The 18,121-nt window shown below is 73.0% G+C and carries 13 protein-coding genes and 1 riboswitch; of the genes, 3 read left to right on the top strand and 10 right to left on the bottom strand.

Features of this window, described 5'->3' with window-relative positions:
• Nucleotides 1-5: 5 nt before the first annotated feature.
• The 10 genes from cobI to ABD207_RS14425 form a co-directional block, all read right to left on the bottom strand.
• Entirely contained in the window at nucleotides 6-737 is a 732-nt protein-coding gene (gene cobI, locus ABD207_RS14380; protein ID WP_344013061.1) for a precorrin-2 C(20)-methyltransferase, read from the bottom strand.
• Nucleotides 734-2,152, bottom strand: coding sequence for a cobyrinic acid a,c-diamide synthase CobB (locus ABD207_RS14385; protein ID WP_344013063.1), 1,419 nt, complete (start codon nucleotides 2,150-2,152; stop codon nucleotides 734-736). Before ABD207_RS14385 ends, cobI begins: the two co-directional genes overlap by 4 nt.
• Nucleotides 2,146-2,745, bottom strand: a complete 600-nt coding sequence (cobO, locus tag ABD207_RS14390; protein ID WP_344013065.1) for a cob(I)yrinic acid a,c-diamide adenosyltransferase — start codon at nucleotides 2,743-2,745, stop codon at nucleotides 2,146-2,148. The genes ABD207_RS14385 and cobO overlap by 7 nt, the downstream gene beginning before the upstream one ends.
• Nucleotides 2,745-4,736, bottom strand: a complete 1,992-nt coding sequence (locus tag ABD207_RS14395) for a putative cobaltochelatase (protein ID WP_344013067.1) — start codon at nucleotides 4,734-4,736, stop codon at nucleotides 2,745-2,747. Before ABD207_RS14395 ends, cobO begins: the two co-directional genes overlap by 1 nt.
• A gap of 169 nt (nucleotides 4,737-4,905) precedes the next feature.
• The gene (gene cobN / locus ABD207_RS14400) at nucleotides 4,906-8,556 is read right to left on the bottom strand and encodes a cobaltochelatase subunit CobN (protein WP_344013069.1); all 3,651 of its coding nucleotides are present in this window, start codon (nucleotides 8,554-8,556) and stop codon (nucleotides 4,906-4,908) included.
• Nucleotides 8,553-10,085 (bottom strand): cobyric acid synthase, encoded by a 1,533-nt coding sequence (locus ABD207_RS14405; protein ID WP_344013071.1) that lies wholly within the window; start codon nucleotides 10,083-10,085, stop codon nucleotides 8,553-8,555. The genes cobN and ABD207_RS14405 overlap by 4 nt, the downstream gene beginning before the upstream one ends.
• Nucleotides 10,082-11,023, bottom strand: a complete 942-nt coding sequence (locus ABD207_RS14410; protein WP_344013073.1) for a cobalamin biosynthesis protein — start codon at nucleotides 11,021-11,023, stop codon at nucleotides 10,082-10,084. Before ABD207_RS14410 ends, ABD207_RS14405 begins: the two co-directional genes overlap by 4 nt.
• Before the next feature lie 133 nt (nucleotides 11,024-11,156).
• Nucleotides 11,157-11,296, bottom strand: a riboswitch (cobalamin riboswitch).
• A gap of 127 nt (nucleotides 11,297-11,423) precedes the next feature.
• The gene (locus ABD207_RS14415; RefSeq protein WP_167991334.1) at nucleotides 11,424-11,645 is read right to left on the bottom strand and encodes a hypothetical protein; all 222 of its coding nucleotides are present in this window, start codon (nucleotides 11,643-11,645) and stop codon (nucleotides 11,424-11,426) included.
• Between the two features lie 45 nt (nucleotides 11,646-11,690).
• Complete coding sequence (locus ABD207_RS14420) at nucleotides 11,691-12,998, bottom strand: inorganic phosphate transporter (protein WP_344013076.1); 1,308 nt, start codon at nucleotides 12,996-12,998, stop codon at nucleotides 11,691-11,693.
• 177 nt (nucleotides 12,999-13,175) lie between these two features.
• A complete protein-coding gene (locus ABD207_RS14425; protein WP_344013078.1) occupies nucleotides 13,176-13,928 on the bottom strand; it encodes a lysozyme in 753 nt (250 codons plus the stop codon).
• A 195-nt stretch (nucleotides 13,929-14,123) separates the two neighbouring features.
• Here ABD207_RS14425 and ABD207_RS14430 point away from each other — a divergent pair, with 195 nt between their 5' ends.
• The 3 genes from ABD207_RS14430 (at nucleotide 14,124) to ABD207_RS14440 (ending at nucleotide 17,879) form a co-directional block, all read left to right on the top strand.
• Nucleotides 14,124-14,873 (top strand): class II aldolase/adducin family protein, encoded by a 750-nt coding sequence (locus ABD207_RS14430; protein ID WP_344013081.1) that lies wholly within the window; start codon nucleotides 14,124-14,126, stop codon nucleotides 14,871-14,873.
• A 332-nt stretch (nucleotides 14,874-15,205) separates the two neighbouring features.
• Entirely contained in the window at nucleotides 15,206-16,333 is a 1,128-nt protein-coding gene (locus ABD207_RS14435) for an alpha/beta hydrolase (protein ID WP_344013083.1), read from the top strand.
• A gap of 307 nt (nucleotides 16,334-16,640) precedes the next feature.
• Nucleotides 16,641-17,879, top strand: coding sequence for a hypothetical protein (locus tag ABD207_RS14440; protein ID WP_344013085.1), 1,239 nt, complete (start codon nucleotides 16,641-16,643; stop codon nucleotides 17,877-17,879).
• The last annotated feature ends 242 nt before the right edge of the window (nucleotides 17,880-18,121 follow it).

The raw sequence follows: 18,121 nt of genomic DNA on the forward strand, positions 1-18,121 counted from the left end.
GCGGCTCACAGCTTCCCGCCCCGCCCGCCGTCGCGCCGCGGCGGCGCGATCAGCGTCGACAGATACGGCAGCGGCGTCCCGTCCAGCTCGGCGGCCGGCCGAACCGACTCCTCCGGCAGCCCCAGCGCCGAACCCCACACGGCACCCTCCAGCCGCCCGGCCTCCCGCAGCGCCTCCGCGACTTCGCCCGCCTGCCGCCCGAACTTGTACGCCACGACCGTCCCCGGCCCGGCCAGCGCCTCCTTGAGCACCGCGGCCCCCGCCGTCACCGGCACCAGCGTCAGCGGCTCGGTGCCCTCCGTCAGCACCGCACCCGACCGCGCGGCCAGGTCCTGCATCGCGGTGATCCCCGGCACCGTCTCCACCACCGTGCCCGGCACCAGATCGGCGACGGTCTGCGCGAGATAGGTGAACGTCGAGTACACATTGGGGTCCCCGATGGTCGCGAACGCCACCCGGCGATGCCGGCGCAGCAGACCGGCGACCCGCTCACCGGCCGCGTCCCAGGCGGCCTCGCGCCGCGCCCGGTCCGTGCGCTCGTTCAGCGCGAACACCACCCGGACGACCTTCTCCACGGGCACGTAGTGCAGCACCGTCGCCTCGGCCCGCCCCCGCTCGCCCGTGTCCATCACCGGCACCACCACCACATCGGCGGCCCGCAGGGCGTTCACACCCTTGACGGTCACCAGCTCCGGGTCACCGGGACCCACCCCGACTCCGATCAGACGGCTGCTCATGACGTCCGGCACCTCTCGACGAACCGACGGGCCACACCGGGCTCGGACGCCCAGTGCGTGTGCAGATAGCTCGCGTGCACCCCGCGCCGTACAAACCCCTCGACGCGCGGCTTCGGGGCCCGCACACCCCAGGCCGGCACGTCCCCGGCCCCCGGTTCCACGACCGTCCGGTGGAACTCGTGCCCGCGCATCCGCGTCCCGGCGACGGCGAGACAGCTGTCACCGACGGCCACGGCGTCCCGGTAGCCCAGCGTGAGCCGCTCGCTCATCCGCGCGGAGGCGTCCAGCACCCCGCACAGCGGCAGCCCGTCCAGCTCCCGGCACAGATACAGCAGCCCGGCGCACTCGGCGGCGACGGGCGCGCCGCTCTCCGCCAGCCCGGCAACGGCCTTGCGCAGCCGCTCATTGGCCGACAGCTCGGCGGCGTACACCTCCGGAAACCCGCCCCCGATCACCAACCCGCGTGTTCCGGGCGGCAGTTCCTCGTCCCGCAACGGATCGAACGTGACCACCTCGGCCCCGGCCGCGGCCAGCAGCTCCGCATGCTCGGCGTAGGAGAAGGTGAACGCGGCCCCACCGGCCACGGCCACGACGGGTCGCTCCGAAGCGCGGGGCTCCGGACGAGCCTCGTCAGCCTTTTCAGCCGACAGCTTCGGGTGGTGGACGGGAAAGGCGGGGGTCCAGGGGGCAGCGCCCCCTGGTACGGCACCGGCAGTACGCGCCAACGAGACAACCGCGTCCAGATCACACCCCGCTGAAACGCTCGCAGCCATCGCCGCAACCGCCTCAACCGCCAACTGCCCCCGCTCGGCAACCGGAACCAACCCGAGATGCCTAGACGGCGTACTCACCCGCTCAGCCCGCCGCAAGGCGCCCAGCACCGGCACCCCCACCGACTCCAGCGCCTCCCGCAACAACTCCTCGTGCCGGTCCGAGGCCACCTTGTTCAGGATCACGCCCCCGACCCGCACCTTTGGATCCCAGCTCACGAACCCGTGCACCAGCGCCGCCACCGACCGCGACTGCGACGACGCGTCCACCACGAGCACCACCGGCGCCCCCAGCAGCTTCGCGACCTGCGCGGTGGACGCCAGTTCACCCTCCCCGGCGGCACCGTCGTACAGCCCCATCACGCCCTCGACCACCGCGATGTCGCAGCCGCGCGCCCCGTGCAGGAACAGCGGAGCGATCAGCTCCGGCCCGCACAGATACGCGTCGAGGTTCCGCCCCACCCGGCCGGTGGCGAGCGCGTGGTACCCGGGGTCGATGTAGTCCGGCCCCACCTTGTGCGGGGACACGGACAGCCCCCGCGCGGTGAGGGCGGCCATCAGCCCGGTGGCCACGGTCGTCTTGCCGCTGCCGGACGACGGCGCCGCGATCACCAGCCGGGGGACACGGGCAGGGGACGTCACCACTCGATGCCCCTCTGCCCCTTCTGCCCGGCGTCCATGGGGTGCTTGACCTTCGACATGTCCGTCACCAGATCCGCGCAGGCGACCAGCTTCTCCGGCGCGTTCCGCCCCGTGATCACGACGTGCTGCGTGCCCGGGCGGCCGCGCAGCACCTCCACGACCTCGTCGGTGTCCACCCAGCCCCAGTGCATCGGGTAGGCGAACTCGTCCAGCACGTACAGGCGGTACGTCTCGGCGGCCAGGTCCCGCTTGACCTGCTCCCAGCCCTCGCGGGCCTTCTCCGCGTTGTCCATCTGCGCGTCGCGCTGCACCCAGGACCAGCCCTCTCCCATCTTGTGCCAGGCGACGGTCCCGCCCTCACCGGAGTCCCCGAGCACCCGCAGCGCCCGCTCCTCGCCGACCTTCCACTTCGCCGACTTGACGAACTGGAACACCCCGATCGGCCACCCCTGGTTCCAGGCCCGCAGCGCCAGCCCGAAGGCGGCGGTGGACTTGCCCTTCCCGATGCCCGTGTGCACGATCACCAGCGGACGGTGCCGCCGCTGACGAGTCGTCAGCCCGTCGTCCGGCACCACACTCGGCTGTCCCTGCGGCACTACGCGGCCCTCCTTCGTACGTCCTTGACCAGCCCGGCGATCGAGTCGGCGCGCAGCTCGTCCAGCGTCACCGCGGTGCCGCCCAGCTCACCGGCCAGCTGCCCGGCGAGCCCCAGCCGCACCGGACCCGACTCGCAGTCCACGACCACGGAGGCGACCCCGTCCGCCGCGAACAGCCGCGCGGCCCGGCCGGCCAGCGCGACCGGCTCCGGACCACCGGTGGCCCGCCCGTCGGTCACCACCACCAGCAGCGGACGCCGCGCCGGGTCCCGCAGCCGCTCCACCCGCAGCACCTCGTGCGCGCGCAGCAGCCCGGCCGCCAGCGGGGTGCGCCCGCCCGTGGGCAGCGACTCCAGCCGGGCCGCCGCCGCGTCCACGGAGGAGGTGGGCGGCAGCGCCACCTCGGCACCCGTCCCGCGGAAGGTCACCAACCCCACCTTGTCCCGCCGCTGGTAGGCATCCAGCAGCAGCGACAGCACGGCACCCTTCACGGCGCTCATCCGCTGCCGCGCGGCCATCGAACCGGAGGCGTCCACGAGGAAGAGCACGAGGTTGGATTCGCGCCCCTCGCGCCTGGCCTGCCGCAGATCGTCGCGGCGCACCACCAGACCGCGCCCCGACCGGCCGCGCGCCCGCTGATGCGGAGCGGCGGCCTGCACGGTGGCGGCCAGATGCAACTTCGTCAGCGCGCCCTGCGGCCGCTGGGCGCCCGTGGTCCGCCCCTGCTCGGTCCGCGCCCGCGAACGCCGCCCCGCGGCACCCTGACCGATGCCAGGCACACTGAACACCTTGGTGCGGAACGGCTCCGCCGCCCGTACCGGAGACTGCTCCCCGGCACCGGAGGCCTGCGGCTCCCCGTCCTCGCCGGCCTCCTCGGGCCGGGCACCGCTGCCCCCGCCCGCCGGCCCCTCGTCCGGCTCCGGCTGCTCACCGCCGCCACCGGGACCGCCCCCGTCCCCGTCAGGGCCGGGATCGTCGTCGCCGGAGAACTCCTCCAGCGTCCGGTCGAGTTTTTCCTCGTCCAGACCCGGCGCGTCGAACGGATTGCGCCGCCGGCGGTGCGGCAGCGCCAGCAGCGCCGCCTGCCGCACGTCCTCCGCCAGCACGTCCGTCCGCCCGGCCCACGCCGCCAGCGCGGTCGCCGTCCGCGCCATCACGATGTCGGCGCGCATGCCGTCCACCTCGAAGGCCGCACACGTGGCCGCGATCTGCCGCAGCGCGCCGTCACCGAGCCGCACCTTTGGCAGCAACTCCCGCGCGGCGACGATCCGTTGCCGCACGGCGGCCTCCTCCTCGGCCCACCGCGCGGCGAAGGCCGCCGGGTCGGCGTCGTAGGCGAGCCGCCGCCGCACGACCTCGACCCTGGTCTCCGGCTCCCGCGAGGCCGCGACCTCCACGGTCAGCCCGAACCGGTCGAGCAACTGGGGCCTGAGCTCCCCTTCCTCGGGATTCATGGTCCCGACCAGCAGGAACCGCGCCGCATGCCGTACGGAGACGCCTTCACGCTCGACGTACGAGGCGCCCATCGCGGCGGCGTCCAGCAGGACATCGATCAAGTGGTCATGCAGCAAATTGACTTCGTCGACGTACAGAATGCCCCGGTTCGCCGCGGCGAGCAGACCCGGCTCGTAAGCCTTGACCCCCTCCGAGAGGGCTCGTTCGATGTCGAGGGCGCCCACCAGCCGGTCCTCAGAGGCTCCGACGGGCAGCTCGACGATCCGCGCGGGGCGCGTTGCCGGCGCCTCGGACTCGTGAGGCCCGTCAGGACATCCAGGGTCGGGCGCGGCTGGATCGCAGGAGAAGCGGCATCCGGAGACGACCGCCACGGGCGGCAGCAAGCTGGACAGCGCACGCACGGCCGTGCTCTTCGCAGTGCCCTTCTCACCTCGAATGAGAACGCCGCCGACTGACGGGCTCACCGCGTTGAGCATCAGCGCCAACCGAAGATCGTCCTGTCCGACCACGGCGGTGAACGGGTAGGGGGTGCTCACGCGGCGATCACTCCTTCAGGCGAATGGAGAGAGAGTGGCTGTCGGCGAGGCGATGACCCGGCGAGAGTAGGTGGGTGCTCCCCGCAGATGCGGGGGTGGTCCACTGCTGCACGATCACCTGGTCGATCTGCTGCTGTGCTCCCCGCAAACGCGGGGATTCCGAGGGCGCTCACGCGTCTCCCTCCAGATCTCCCTCAAGTTCGAGGTAGGTCGCTCGGAGCCGGTCCAGGGTCTCCTGGTCCGGCTCCGCCCACAGCCCACGGTCCGCCGCCTCCAGGAGCCGTTCCGCGATGCCCCTCAGTGCCCACGGGTTGGACTTCCGCATGAACTCCTGGTTCTCTGCCGAGAAGACGTACTCAGACGCGAGCCGCTCGTACATCCAGTCGTCCACGACCCCGGCCGTGGCGTCGTAGCCGAAGAGGTAGTCCACGGTGGCCGCCATCTCGAAGGCGCCCTTGTAGCCGTGCCGCCTCATCGCCGCCATCCAGCGCGGGTTGACCACCCGCGCCCGGAACACCCGGTGCGTCTCCTCGCCCAGCGTGCGGGTCTTCACCTGGTCCGGCGTGGCCGAGTCGCCGACGTACGCCTCCGGGCTGGCCCCCGTCAGATGGCGCACCATGGCGACCATGCCGCCGTGGTACTGGAAGTAGTCGTCGGCGTCGACGAGATCGTGCTCGCGGGTGTCGACGTTCTTCGCGGCCACGGCGATCCGCTTGAACGCGGTCTCCATGTCGCCGCGTGCCGCCCGCCCGTCGAGGCCGCGCCCGTACGCATAGCCGCCCCACACCGCGTAGACCTCGGCGAGGTCCGCGTCGCTGCGCCAGTTGCGGGCGTCGATCAGCGGCAGGAGGCCCGCCCCATAGGCGCCCGGCTTGGAGCCGAAGATGCGGGCCGTCGCGCGCCGCCGGTCGCCGTGGGCGGCCGTGTCCTCCTCCACGTGCGCCCGTACGTAGTTGGATTCGGCCGGCTCGTCCAGCTCAGCCACCGCGCGCACCGCGTCGTCGATCAGAGCGACCACGTGCGGGAAGGCGTCCCGGAAGAAGCCGGAGATGCGGACCGTGACGTCGATGCGCGGCCGGCCCAGCTCCTTCAGCGGCACGATCTCGAAGCCGGTGACCCGCCTCGACGCGTCGTCCCACACCGGGCGGCACCCCAGCAGTGCCAGGATCTCGGCGATGTCGTCGCCCTGAGTGCGCATCGCGGACGTACCCCACACCGTGAGGCCGACGGACTTCGGGTACTCACCCGTGTCCCGCAGATAGCGCTGCACCAGCGAATCCGCGAGCGCCTGCCCGACCTCCCAGCTCAGTCGCGAGGGGATGGCCTTGGGGTCGACGGAGTAGAAGTTGCGGCCGGTCGGCAGGACATTGACCAGGCCACGGGTCGGTGAGCCGGAGGGACCCGCCGGGACGTAACCGCCGTCCAGCGCCCGCAGGATGTGGTCGATCTCGTCCGTCGTACGGGCCAGCCGGGGCACGACCTCCGTGCACGCGAACTCCAGCACGGCCACCGCGTCCGGCAGTTCCGTCCCCAGCACCTCGCGCACCAGGCCCGGCGCCTGGCCGGCCGCCCAGCCGCGCTCCTCCATGCCCTCGGCGATCCGCCGGCACAGCTGCTCCAGCAGATCGATCGCATCGGCGGCCGTACGGGACGGGCCCTCGACCAGATCCGTCAGCTCCACCGGCACCTTCACCGGGGCGCCCGGTTCGGCCAGCAGCTCCTTCTCCGCGAGCCCGAAGTGCTCGGCCAGTGCGGCCCGCAGGCCGGGCAGCGCGTCGGCCTGACCGCCCCACACCTGGGAGGCGCGCAGCACCGCCAGCACCAGGTTGACGCGCGGCTCACCGGCCGGGCCGCCGCCCAGGATGTGCAGGCCGTCCCTGATCTGCACGTCCTTGATCTCACAGAGGTAGCCGTCGATGTGCATGACGAACTCGTCGAACTCGTCGTCGTCCGGCTGTTCGTCCACATGCAGGTCGTGGTGGAGCTCGGCGGCCTTGACCAGGGTCCAGATCTGCGCCCGTACCGCCGGTGCCTTCGCCGGGTCCAGGTCGGAGACCAGGGCGTACTCGTCGAGCAGCTGCTCCAGCTTGGCCAGGTCGCCGTAGGTGTCGGCGCGGGCCATCGGCGGGACCAGATGGTCCACCACGGTGGCGTGTCCGCGGCGCTTGGCCTGGGTGCCCTCGCCGGGGTCGTTGACGATGAACGGGTAGACCAGCGGCAGGTCGCCGAGCACCGCGTCCGGTGCGCAGCCCGCGCTCAGGCCGAGGCCCTTGCCGGGCAGCCACTCCATGGTGCCGTGCTTGCCCATGTGCACGATGGCGTCGGCGCCGAAGGTGTTCTCCAGCCAGCGGTAGGCGGCCAAGTAGTGGTGGGAGGGCGGCATGTCGGGGTCGTGGTAGATCGCGATGGGGTTCTCCCCGAAGCCGCGCGGCGGCTGGATCATCACGACCACGTTCCCGAACTGCAGGGCCGCCAGCACGATGTCGTCACCGTCGACATAGAGCGAGCCCGGCGGTTCGCCCCATGCCTCGGTCATCGCCTCCCGCAGCTCGGGGTCGAGCTTGTCGAACCAGGCCCGGTAGTCGGCCAGCGGCACTCGTGCAGGAGCGGCGGCCAGCTGCTCCTCGGTCAGCCACTCCACGTCGTGCCCGCCGGCCTCGATCAGCCGGTGGATCAGCTCGTCGCCGCCGGACGGGTAGTCGGTGAGCGAGTAGCCGGCGTCGCGGAGCGCGTCCAGGACGCGTACGGCCGAGGCGGGGGTGTCCAGGCCGACCGCGTTGCCGACCCGGGAGTGCTTGGTCGGGTAGGCGGTGAAGACCAGTGCCAGCTTCTTCTCGGCGTTCGGCTTGTGCCGCAGCGCCGCATGGCGCACGGCGATCCCGGCGACCCGCGCGGCCCGCTCCGGGTCGGCGACGTACACCGGTACGTCGTCCGGGCCCTGCTCCTTGAAGGAGAACGGCACGGTGATCAGCCGTCCGTCGAACTCCGGGATGGCGACCTGCATCGCCGCGTCCATGGGGGACAGCGCGGCGTCCGACTCCTCCCAGGCGGCGCGCGGGGAGGTCAGGCACAGTCCTTGCAGCACGGGGATGTTGAGGTCGGCGAGGGCGCCGATGTCCCAGGTCTCTTCGTCGCCGCCGGCGGACGCCTGCGAGGCGTGGGTGCCGCCGGCGGCGAGCACGGTGGCGACCAGCGCGTCGGCCTTCGACAGCAGCGTGTACAGCTCCGGGTCCGCGCCGCGCAGTGAACCGCAGTACACGGGAAGGGCGTTGGCGCCGCGGGCCTCGATCGCGTCGCACAGGGTGTCGACGAAAGCGGTGTTGCCGCTCAGCTCGTGCGCCCGGTAGAAGAGCACGCCGACGGTCGGGCGGCCGTCGAGCAGGGGGCGTTCGCCGTGCACGCCGAAGGCGGGCATCTTCCGTGGCTCGTCGAAGCCCTCGCCGGTGAGCAGCACGGTGTCGGACAGAAAGCGGGCCAGCTGGGTGAGGTTGTCCGGCCCGCCCTCGACCAGGTAGCGCAGCGCCTCGGCCACCACACCGGCGGGCACCGTCGACTCGGCCATCAGCTCGGCGTCGGGCACGGCCTCTCCGCCGAGCAGCACGGCCGGGACGCCCGAGGCCTTCACCGCGGCCAGCCCGTCCTCCCAGGCCCGCTTGCCGCCGAGCAGCCGCACCACGGCGATGTCCGCGCCGTCCAGCAGCGCGGGCAGCTCGTCGGTGACGTCCACGCGGGTCGGGTTGCCGATCCGGTACTCGGCGTCGCTGGCCCGCGCCGCCAGCAGATCGGTGTCGGCGGTCGACAACAACAACACAGTGCTCATGCGGGCGCTCCCGGTGGGATGAAGGGCAGTCCTTGCGGCGCGCCGGACTCGATGAGCCGCCACAGCGCGTCCGTGTCCGCGTGCTGTTCGATCAGGTCGCCGAGCCGGTCCAGCTGCTGTTCGCGCAGCTCGGCGAAGGAGGTGTCGGGGGCCGGTGTGAAGCGGCGGCCCGCGGCGGCGGCCACCTCGCGCAGGAACGCACGCCGGAAGCCGTCCGACTCCAGCGAGCCGTGCCAGTGGGTGCCCCAGGTGTGCCCGACCCGGCAGCCGTCCAGGCTGTGTCCATGGTCATCGGAGATGAACGTCTCACCACCGAGGACTTCGGCGATGCCGTGGTGGATCTCGTAGCCCTCGACGCGTTCTCCGAGGGCCTGGCCGGCGGGCCGGGTAAGGGTCTTCTCGCGGGCGAACCGCACCCGTACCGGCAGGATCCCGAGCCCGGTCACCCGGCCCCGGCGGCTCTCCACCTCGTCCTCGATGTGCTCGCCGAGGATCTGGAAGCCGCCGCAGATGCCGAGCACGGGACGTCCCTCGGCCGCCCGGCGCACCAGCGCCTCCGCCAGGCCCCGTTCGCGCAGCCACTCAAGCGCCCGCACCGTGCCGCGGGTTCCGGGGACCACCACCAGGTCGGCGTCCGCCAGCTCCTCGGGACGGTCCACGAACCGCACCACGACGCCCGGTTCGGCGGCGAGCGCGTCCACGTCGGTGAAGTTGGACATCAGCGGCACCGCGCACACCGCGACCCGCAGCACGTCCTCGCCGACCGGCGCGGCCACCTGCGACTCGCGCACCGCGCCGCGCAGCGAGACCCGCAGCCCGTCCTCCTCGTCGATGCCGAGCCCGTGCCGGAACGGCAGCACCCCGTAGGTGCGCCGCCCGGTGAGGCCGTGCAGCATGTCGAGGCCCGGCTGAAGCAGCGACACGTCGCCGCGGAACTTGTTCACCAGGAAGCCGGCGACCAGCTTCTGGTCCTCGCGGGAGAGCAGGGCGACGGTGCCGAAGAAGGAGGCGAAGACACCGCCGCGGTCGATGTCGCCGACGACCAGCACGGGGAGCTGCGCGCCCCGCGCGATCCCCATGTTCACGATGTCGGTCCGGCGCAGATTGATCTCCGCCGGGCTGCCCGCCCCCTCACAGATCACCGCGTCATACGTGCCCCGCAACTGCGCAAGGCAGTCCAGCACGGTGCCCAGCAGCCGCTGTTGGCGTCCGCCGTGGTAGCCGCGTGCGCTCAGCTCGCCGACCGGCTTGCCGAGCAGCACCACCTGGCTGCTCTGCTCCCCGCCGGGCTTGAGCAGCACCGGGTTCATCAGCGCCGTGGGCTCCAGCCGGCAGGCCTGCGCCTGCATGGCCTGCGCCCGGCCGATCTCGGCGCCCTCCCGGGTCACGAACGAGTTCAGCGACATGTTCTGCGCCTTGAACGGCGCCACCTTGACGCCCTGACGGACCAGCCAGCGGCAGATGCCGGCGGTCACCACGCTCTTGCCGGCGTCCGAGGTGGTCCCGGCGACCAGCAGCCCACCGTTCATGCGCCCCGCCCCTTCATGAGCCTGCGCGCCAGGGCGCCTACGCCCAGCGCGAGCCAGCCGACCCTTCGGGAGAGCCGTACCGCCCGTTCGATGTCGGGCACGGTCACCGCGCGCCCCTGCCCGTTGAGCACCGGCCGGTGCTCGATGCGCCCGCCGTAGGAGAGGGTTCCGCCGAGCCGCACACCCAGCGCGCCGGCGAACGAGGCCTCCACGGGGCCCGCGTTGGGGCTCGGGTGCTCGGCGGCGTCCGCCCGCCAGGCCCGCACCGCGCCCTTCGGGTCGGGCCCGGCGAGCGCGGCCAGGACGGCGGTCAGCCGCGCGCCCGGCCAGCCCGCCAGGTCGTCGAGCCGGGCCGACGCCCAGCCGTAGCGGCGGTAGCGCGGCGACTTGTGGCCGACCATGGCGTCCAGCGTGTTGACGGCGCGGAAGCCGAGCAGCCCCGGCACCCCGCCGACGGCGCCCCACACCAGGGCGCCGACCACCGCGTCGGAGGTGTTCTCGGCGACGGACTCCACCACGGCGCGGGCGATGCCGTCGGCGTCCAGCGCCTGCGCGTCCCGCCCGCACAGATGCGGCAGCCGTGCCCGGGCCGCCTCCAGGTCACCGGCCTGAAGGGCACGGGCGATGGTGCGGGCCTCCCGGGCGAGCGAGGTGCCGCCCACCACGGCCCAGGTGGCGACGCCGGTCAGGGCGAGGGAGGCGGCGGGGGAGCGGCGGACGCAGCGGGCGGCCAGGCCGCCGAGGGCGACCGTCCCGCCGACGCAGACGGCGGTGTGCACGGCGCCCCAGCCGCGATGGTCCCGCCACAGCACACGTTCCACGGCAGCCGCGGCCCGCCCGAAAGCGGCGACCGGATGCCCGCGGCGGGGATCGCCGAGCAGCAGGTCGCCGAGGAGGCCGGCGGCGGCGCCGTACGCGAACACGCGATCGGCACCCATGGGTTCAGCCGGTGACGGATCCGGTGGGAATGCTCCGGGGTGCCCCGGTACGGGGCCGTGCGTCGCTGATCGACCTCAACAGGCAGCCGCGCATGGCGATATATGTCCTCACTCAGGGTGTCCGCGCCCTGGTTCGACGAGACCGGCGGTGAGAGTTCCTGGCTCCCGGGGTTGTTCACCCCGGTGACAGTGGCGGGACCGCGCCGGACTTCCACCGGCTTCCTCTCCTGCCGCCGCACTTGGCTCCGGCAGTCCACCACGCCCCCGGAAGGGCCGTCAACTTGCCGTTGACCTGCGAGGCTGAAGTGTGCTGAGGCCCACAGAGGGATTCGGGTGGGGGAGCGCGAAAGGGTGGTGCGAGGCATCGCCTCGCACCACCCTCCGGAAACGCTCGCGGGGATCAGGCCATGATCAGGTAGATCCCGTAGCCCACCGCCGCCGCGCAGGCGGCGAAGCAGGCGTAGGCACCGGTGAGCGCCAGGGCCGCGGACCGGCCCTGCTCGGCGGCCCGTTCACGGCGGGACAGGCCGGTGATGCCGAGCGTGAACAGCGCCACCAGCGCCACCGTGACCACGAGGCTGACGCCGAAGACGGAACCGAGGGCCGCCCAGTCGATCTTCATTGTTCTGCTGCTTTCCTTCGTGAGCCCGGGTGAGGGACGGGGCGGTCAGACGGTGGTCTTCGCCGGCGGGTTGGCCGGGTCGGCGGGCGCCGGAGCCGCGGGCGCCGGAGCGGTGGGCGCCGGAGCGGTGGGGGCAGGAGCGGTGGGGGCCGGGACGGTGGCCGTCAGCTCCTCCTCGAGGGCGCCGGTGGGCGGCGGGGTGACGGCGGCGATGGCCTGGTTCACCACGCCGGCCGGCTCCTCGGCCGGGGTCTCGGGGTCGTTGACGTTGGTGTGGTCGACCACCTCGCGCCGGGAGATCTTCCAGATGGCCGCGCTGGAGGCGACCAGGAAGACGGCCACCAGGGCGGTGCCCCAGTCGCCGAAGCCGCACACCCACTCGGCGAGCGCGGCGACGAGCGCGGCGGCCGGCAGCGTCAGGCCCCAGGCGACGAACATCCGGGTGGCGGTCGACCAGCGGACCACGCCGCCCTTGCGGCCGAGGCCCGCGCCCATGACCGAGCCGGAGACGGAGTGCGTGGTGGACAGGGAGAAGCCGAGGTGGGAGGAGGCCAGGATGACCGTGGCGGCGCTGGTCTGGGCGGCGAAGCCCTGCTGCGGCTGAAGGTCGGTCAGGCCCTTGCCCATGGTGCGGATGATGCGCCAGCCGCCGAGGTAGGTGCCCAGCGCGATGGCCACGCCCGCGGAGAGGATGACCCACAGCGGCGGGTCGGAGTCGGGAGCGAGGGCGCCGCCGGCGATCAGAGCGAGGGTGATGATGCCCATCGTCTTCTGGGCGTCGTTGGTGCCGTGGGCCAGGGAGACCAGGCCGGCGGAGGCGATCTGCCCGGCCCGGTAGCCCTTCTCGGCGGCCTTGCCGTCGGCCTTCCGGCCGAGGCGGTAGGTCAGCCGGGCGGCGAGCATCGCGGCGATGCCGGCCACCAGCGGGGCGGCGAGCGCCGGGATCAGCACCTTGGTGACCAGCACGCCGCCGTGCACCGCGCCGATTCCGGCGGTGGCGACGGTGGCGCCGATCAGACCGCCCATCAGGGCGTGCGAGGAGCTGGACGGCAGACCGACCAGCCAGGTGAGGAGGTTCCAGAGGATCGCGCCGACCAGGGCGGCGAAGATGACCTCGGGACGGATGCCGGTCTCGTCGACGAGACCCTTGGAGATCGTGTTGGCGACCTCCACCGAGAGAAATGCACCGACAAGGTTGAGGACGGCGGACATGGCCACTGCCGCCTTGGGCCTCATCGCACCGGTCGAAATGGTCGTTGCCATCGCGTTCGCGGTGTCGTGGAAACCGTTCGTGAAATCGAACGCGAGTGCGGTCACCACCACAATCGCGAGGATCAGCGAGAAGCTTTCCATTTACCCAGGCAATCGTTCGAGGTCATTGGCTGGTCGAACGTAGGTAACCAGGGTGAACGGAAGATGAACTGGGAGGGGCACGGCGGTGACCGGAAGAGGCGGCTGTTGTTCCGCCGGACGGCGGGGCCGGACCCGTACGGTACGCCCGGCCCCGCGACGGCACGGCGAGACGGCTGCTCAGCGCCCCCGCGCCAGTGCCTTCAGCCGGCCGAGCGACCCGTTGAAGTAATTCTGGTCACCCGGAAGAGTGCCGCTGTTGTCGTACTGCCAGAACGTCCACGACGACCAGCCCGCCGGCAGCGCACCCGGTCCCGACCTGCTGTAACGGGCGATCCACAGCGGGTGGTCCCGGCCGAAGGCGGGGCTGTTGCCGGTGCAGGTCCGCCGCCAGTGGGTGGTGGTGTAGATCACAGGTCGGCGGCCGGTGCGCCGGTGGACCTCGTTGCTGAACGAGCGGATCCAGGCGGTCATCCGGGCCTTGCTCAGCCCGTAGCACTTCTCCTTGCGGTCGTACGGGTTGTACTCGATGTCGAGAGCGGGCGGCAGCGTGCGCCCGTCGGCTCTCCAGGCGCCCCCGTTGCGTACGAACCAGGCCGCCTGGGCCCGGCCCGAGGACCGGTCCGGCAGTGCGAAGTGATAGGCGCCGCGGATCAGCCCGGCCCTGCGGGAGCCGTCGTACTGCTGCCGGAAGTGCGGATTGCGGTAGGTGGTGGACTCGGTCGCCTTGACGTAGACGAACCGGGCGCCCTTGGACCTCGCCTTCTGCCAGTTCACGCTCTTCTGGTGCGACGAGACGTCGTGCCCCTTCGGGCGGCTCGCCGAGACGGCCGGCGCCTCGGCGAGGACGGTCCCGCCGAGCGCCAGAGCGGCCACGGAGGCGGTGAGGAGCCTGCGGCGGCGACGGGACGCCGGCATGCGATCACGGGCCATTGCTTCCCCCCGGATATGGCGATGTGCACGTGAACGCCTCGACGCTACTGGAAGATCGTTGAATGCGGGACGATCTCCGGCCAAGGTGATCCCGCTGGTCGATATGGGGGATATGCACCCTTACGGAAGGTCGCATTCCGTCCTAAAGTGCCCTGGCTCACAAGGGCCCCGGAGGGCTCCTGGCAGGATCACGGCATGGCTGAGCAGCGGGACGACCGGCGTGACGCCAGTGGCGTCGGAAACGGTGCGGGGGGTGTGGGGGAATCGCGAAGGCGGCGTGTGAGCGAGGATGAGGCGCGCGCCTGGGTCGACCTGGTGGACACCGCGCGCCGGACCGCCGCCGAGGGTCTGGTCGTCGGCACCTCCGGCAATGTCTCGGTGCGCGTCGGGGAAACGGTCCTGGTCACGCCGTCCGGAGTGCCCTACGGCCGGCTCACGCCGGACGATGTGACCGGCGTCGACCTCGCCGGCCGCCAGGTCCTCGGCACGCTCGTGCCCACCAGCGAGCTGCCCTTGCATCTGGCCGTGTACCGCGCGACCGACGCCCGCGCCGTCGTCCACACCCACGCCGTGCACGCGACGGCCGTCTCCACGCTCGTCCACGAGCTCCCGCTGATCCACTACATGGCCGCGGCCCTCGGCGGGCCCGTCCGGGTTGCCCGCTATGCGACTTACGGGACGGAGGAGTTGGCCGAGAACATGCTCGATGCGCTGAGCGGGCGCACGGGTTGCCTTTTGCAGAACCACGGGACTGTGACGTATGGCTCGACGCTGACCCAGGCCTATGACCGGACTGCGCAGCTGGAGTGGATGTGCCGGGTTTGGCTGACCGCGTCTGCCGTGCCGGGGCGTACGCCGAGTCTGCTCTCGCCGGCTCAGCTTGATGAGGTGGCGGAGCGGTTGCGGGGGTATGGGCAGGATGGGGGTGACGGGGGCGGGTCCTGAGCTGCAGTGGTGTGCCTGGGATGGGCGCCCGGGGTGGGTGCTGGGCGGGGGTGGGTGGGCGCTGGCCCCGCTGCAGGGGGTGCCTCCCCCACTCTCGGCTGCGCTCGAGCGGGGGCACCCCCATCGCCCACCCTCCCCCACTCTCGACTTCGCTCGAGCGGGGGGACCCCCATCGCCCCAGGCGGCACGATTGCCCGCGGTGACGCGGCTGCGCTGCCCGCAGCCAGGCGGGCCGTAGGCGCGACTGGGCGTAGTTGCCGCGAGGCCTCTGCGCGTCACTCCTCCTGCGTTGCCCACTGGCCCGGTGCCGGGAGGGCCGGGAGACTGGTGGGGTGCGTCCTGTCAGAGCGACGGCTGCTGCCGTCTCCGCCGTGATAGGGGCCGGTGCCGCCGCCGTGGCCGCCGGCCGGCTCGCCAGCGACAGCGCCCTCAAAGCGCCCCCGGGCAGGCCGCTGCCCACCGAACCCCGGCTCACCGTGCACGGCACGGCCGCCGGGCAGGTCAGTCTCACCCGGCACCTCGCCGCGCTGCGCCCCGGCCGCTACGGGCTCGCCGGCGACGGAGTCCACGCGGTGGTCGGGCCCGTCCTGGAGGGCGCCTCGCAGTCCGCCGACACCGTCGTCCGCCGCCTGGAACGCGTCACCCACGGCACGCTGGAGCCCGGCGACCGCGCCTGGCTGGTGCCCAACCTGTACGTCGGGGACCCCGGCACCGCCCTTGGGCTGGAGCACACCGACCTGAGCATCCCCGGTGAACTCGGCCCGCTGCCCGCCTGGTTCGTGCCGGGCGCCCGGGGCACCTGGGTGATCGCGGTGCACGGACTCGCCGCCACCCGGGAACACGCCCTGAATCTCATGGAGTTCCTGCACAGCCACCGCTTCCCGGTGCTCGCCCTCGCCTACCGGGGCGACCAGGGCGCGCCGCGCTCACCGGACGGCCTGCACCACTTCGGCGAGACCGAGTGGCGCGACCTGGACGCCGCGATCCGGCACGCCGTGGACTCGGGCGCCCGGCAGGTGGTGCTGCTCGGCTGGTCCACCGGCGCGACCATGGCGCTGCGCGCCGCCGCCCGCTCGCCGCTGCGGGAGCGGATCGCCGGGCTCGTGCTGGACTCGCCGGTGCTCAGCTGGGAGGCGACCCTGCGCGCCCTGGCCGCCGCCCGCCGCACCCCGGGCCCGCTGCTGCCGCTCGCGGTCCGTGCCGCCAAGGGCCGCACCGGCCTCTACGGCGACCGCGACCCCGGCACCCTCCACCTGGACCGCATCGCCATCCCGACCCACATCTTCCACGGGCCCGGCGACACCGTGGCTCCCTGGCACTTCTCCCGCCGCCTCGCCGACGCCCACCCCAACACCGTCACCCTGCACCCCGTCACGGACGCCCCGCACGGCGCCATGTGGAACGCCCACCCCGACTCCTACGAGGAGGCCCTCCGCCGCTTCCTCACCCCCTTGATGTGACCCTTTGCCGGACTCTCTGCCGTGATTCCGGTCCGCGCTCGCCCCATGGCCTGATCACGCCCCTCACCGCCGTTGTCGGGCCGTGCGTTGGCCCTCTCCGTAGCCGCCCGTGACATTCCGTTTGGGTTTTCGGACCGTCAACCGGAAGACTGCACCCGTGACGTCCCGTATCCCGCGCGACTCCAGGCTTCGACTCGTCCGCCCGCGACCCCTGGCCGCCGCACCCAGAGCGATGAACCACCGGCGCCCGCGCCGCCCCGCACCGCGCCCTCCCGAGGGCACGCCGGCACCGGCGGCACTGGCCGGAATGGCCCGTTCCCAACTGGCCGGTGCCGTCCGGGTGGCCCGCTGGGCCGACGCTGCCCTCGGCCCCGGCCGCACCGCAGGCGACGGCAAGGCCACCCTCTCCGACGCCACCGCCGGGCGCGCCGCCGAGGACCTCGGACTGACCCCGGCTCAGGTGCGCGCCGACTGGGACACCGCCCGCCTCGCCGGTCTGATCGAGGTGCACGGCGACAGCGCCCGCCCCGGCTGGCGGCTGCGTGCCTGGGACCGCGACGACAGCGCGGTGCTGCGCGGCTGGGTCGCCCTCTTCGACGCGTGGTCGCTGGCGCACCCCGAACCGGGGGGCCAGGAGCCCGGGGCCGTCGCCGAGGTCGTCTCGGCCATGCCGCAGGTGCTGTCCTTCCTCCAGCTCTCCGCCGGGCCCGTCCCGGTGTCCCAGCTGCTGGACCTGCTGCGCCAGCGCGTCACCGAACTGCGCACCGAGCGCTGCGAGATCGACTACGCGCCCCGGCCCGCGCCCGTCGTACCGGAGCGCACCGACGCACCGCTCGAGCCGCTGCTCGACTGGGCACTGCGCGCTCTCGCCTCCGTGGGAGCGCTCACCTACGGGGACGGGCAGGCCACGCTCACCCCGCTCGGCAGCTGGGCGGTGTGGGTCAAGCTCGAGCAGATCTGTGTGGCCGCGCAGAGCCCTGCCGGGAACATCGAGCAGAGCGCCGAGGACATGCTGCGCGGCTGCGCGCAGCTGCGGCCCAATGCCGCCCGTGCCGAGTACCGGGCCTGGCTTGCCGCCCGCCCGGTGGGCAGCGCGGTCACCGAGCTGATCGACGCAGCGCGGGGCGAGGATGCGCTGCTGCGCGGGCTCGCGTTCGAGGCGCTGCGGGTGGTCGGTGCGCCGGCCGAGCCGGAGGTGCGGGCCGTTCTCGATGAACCGGCGCTGCGGCCGTACGCGCTGCTGTGGCTCGCCGAGCACGATGGGGCCGACCCTGAGGATGCGCACGAGGTTTTGACCCGTGAGGAGGCCACCTGGCTGTGGGTCGACACGGCGGCAGCCGTGGCCGATCACGGGGAGGCGCCGATGCTGGTGCGGCACCTGGAGTCTGCGGTCCAGCCGACTGTTCCGGAGTTGCTGAAGGAGGTACGGGCCGTCGGGCATCCGCGCACGGTGCAGGTCCTGGTCGCGCTCGCCGCCGCACACCCCGACCCGGCGCTGGCCCGAGCGGTCCGGCGAGCCGCGTTCCAGGTCCACACCGGCGGCTGAACGCAGGCGCTGCGGCGGTGCAGGTTTGGGTCGGGCACCCGGGGTGGGTGCCGGCCGGGGGTGGGCGCTAGCCCCGCTGCAGGGGGTGCCTCCCCCACTCTCGGCTGCGCTCGAGCGGGGGCACCCCCATCGCCCACCCTCCCCCACTCTCGACTTCGCTCGAGCGGGGGCACCCCCATCGCCCTAGATGAATGAGTCCAAGGGATCGCCTGCGGACATGAGACGAGGGCGTCCAACGTCGA

It is taken from the genome of Streptomyces thermospinosisporus (assembly GCF_039526425.1).
GTDB classification, from domain to species: Bacteria; Actinomycetota; Actinomycetes; order Streptomycetales; family Streptomycetaceae; genus Streptomyces; species Streptomyces thermocarboxydovorans.

Excerpts from the sequence above, each read along its gene's own strand:
- cobI (WP_344013061.1), bottom strand. The coding sequence starts at position 737 with ATGAGCAGCCGTCTGATCGGAGTCGGGGTGGGTCCCGGTGACCCGGAG.
- cobN (WP_344013069.1), bottom strand. The coding sequence starts at position 8,556 with ATGAGCACTGTGTTGTTGTTGTCGACCGCCGACACCGATCTGCTGGCG.
- ABD207_RS14405 (WP_344013071.1), bottom strand. The coding sequence starts at position 10,085 with ATGAACGGTGGGCTGCTGGTCGCCGGGACCACCTCGGACGCCGGCAAG.
- ABD207_RS14410 (WP_344013073.1), bottom strand. The coding sequence starts at position 11,023 with ATGGGTGCCGATCGCGTGTTCGCGTACGGCGCCGCCGCCGGCCTCCTC.
- ABD207_RS14415 (WP_167991334.1), bottom strand. The coding sequence starts at position 11,645 with ATGAAGATCGACTGGGCGGCCCTCGGTTCCGTCTTCGGCGTCAGCCTC.
- ABD207_RS14420 (WP_344013076.1), bottom strand. The coding sequence starts at position 12,998 with ATGGAAAGCTTCTCGCTGATCCTCGCGATTGTGGTGGTGACCGCACTC.
- ABD207_RS14425 (WP_344013078.1), bottom strand. The coding sequence starts at position 13,928 with ATGGCCCGTGATCGCATGCCGGCGTCCCGTCGCCGCCGCAGGCTCCTC.
- ABD207_RS14430 (WP_344013081.1), top strand. The coding sequence starts at position 14,124 with ATGGCTGAGCAGCGGGACGACCGGCGTGACGCCAGTGGCGTCGGAAAC.
- ABD207_RS14440 (WP_344013085.1), top strand. The coding sequence starts at position 16,641 with ATGGCCCGTTCCCAACTGGCCGGTGCCGTCCGGGTGGCCCGCTGGGCC.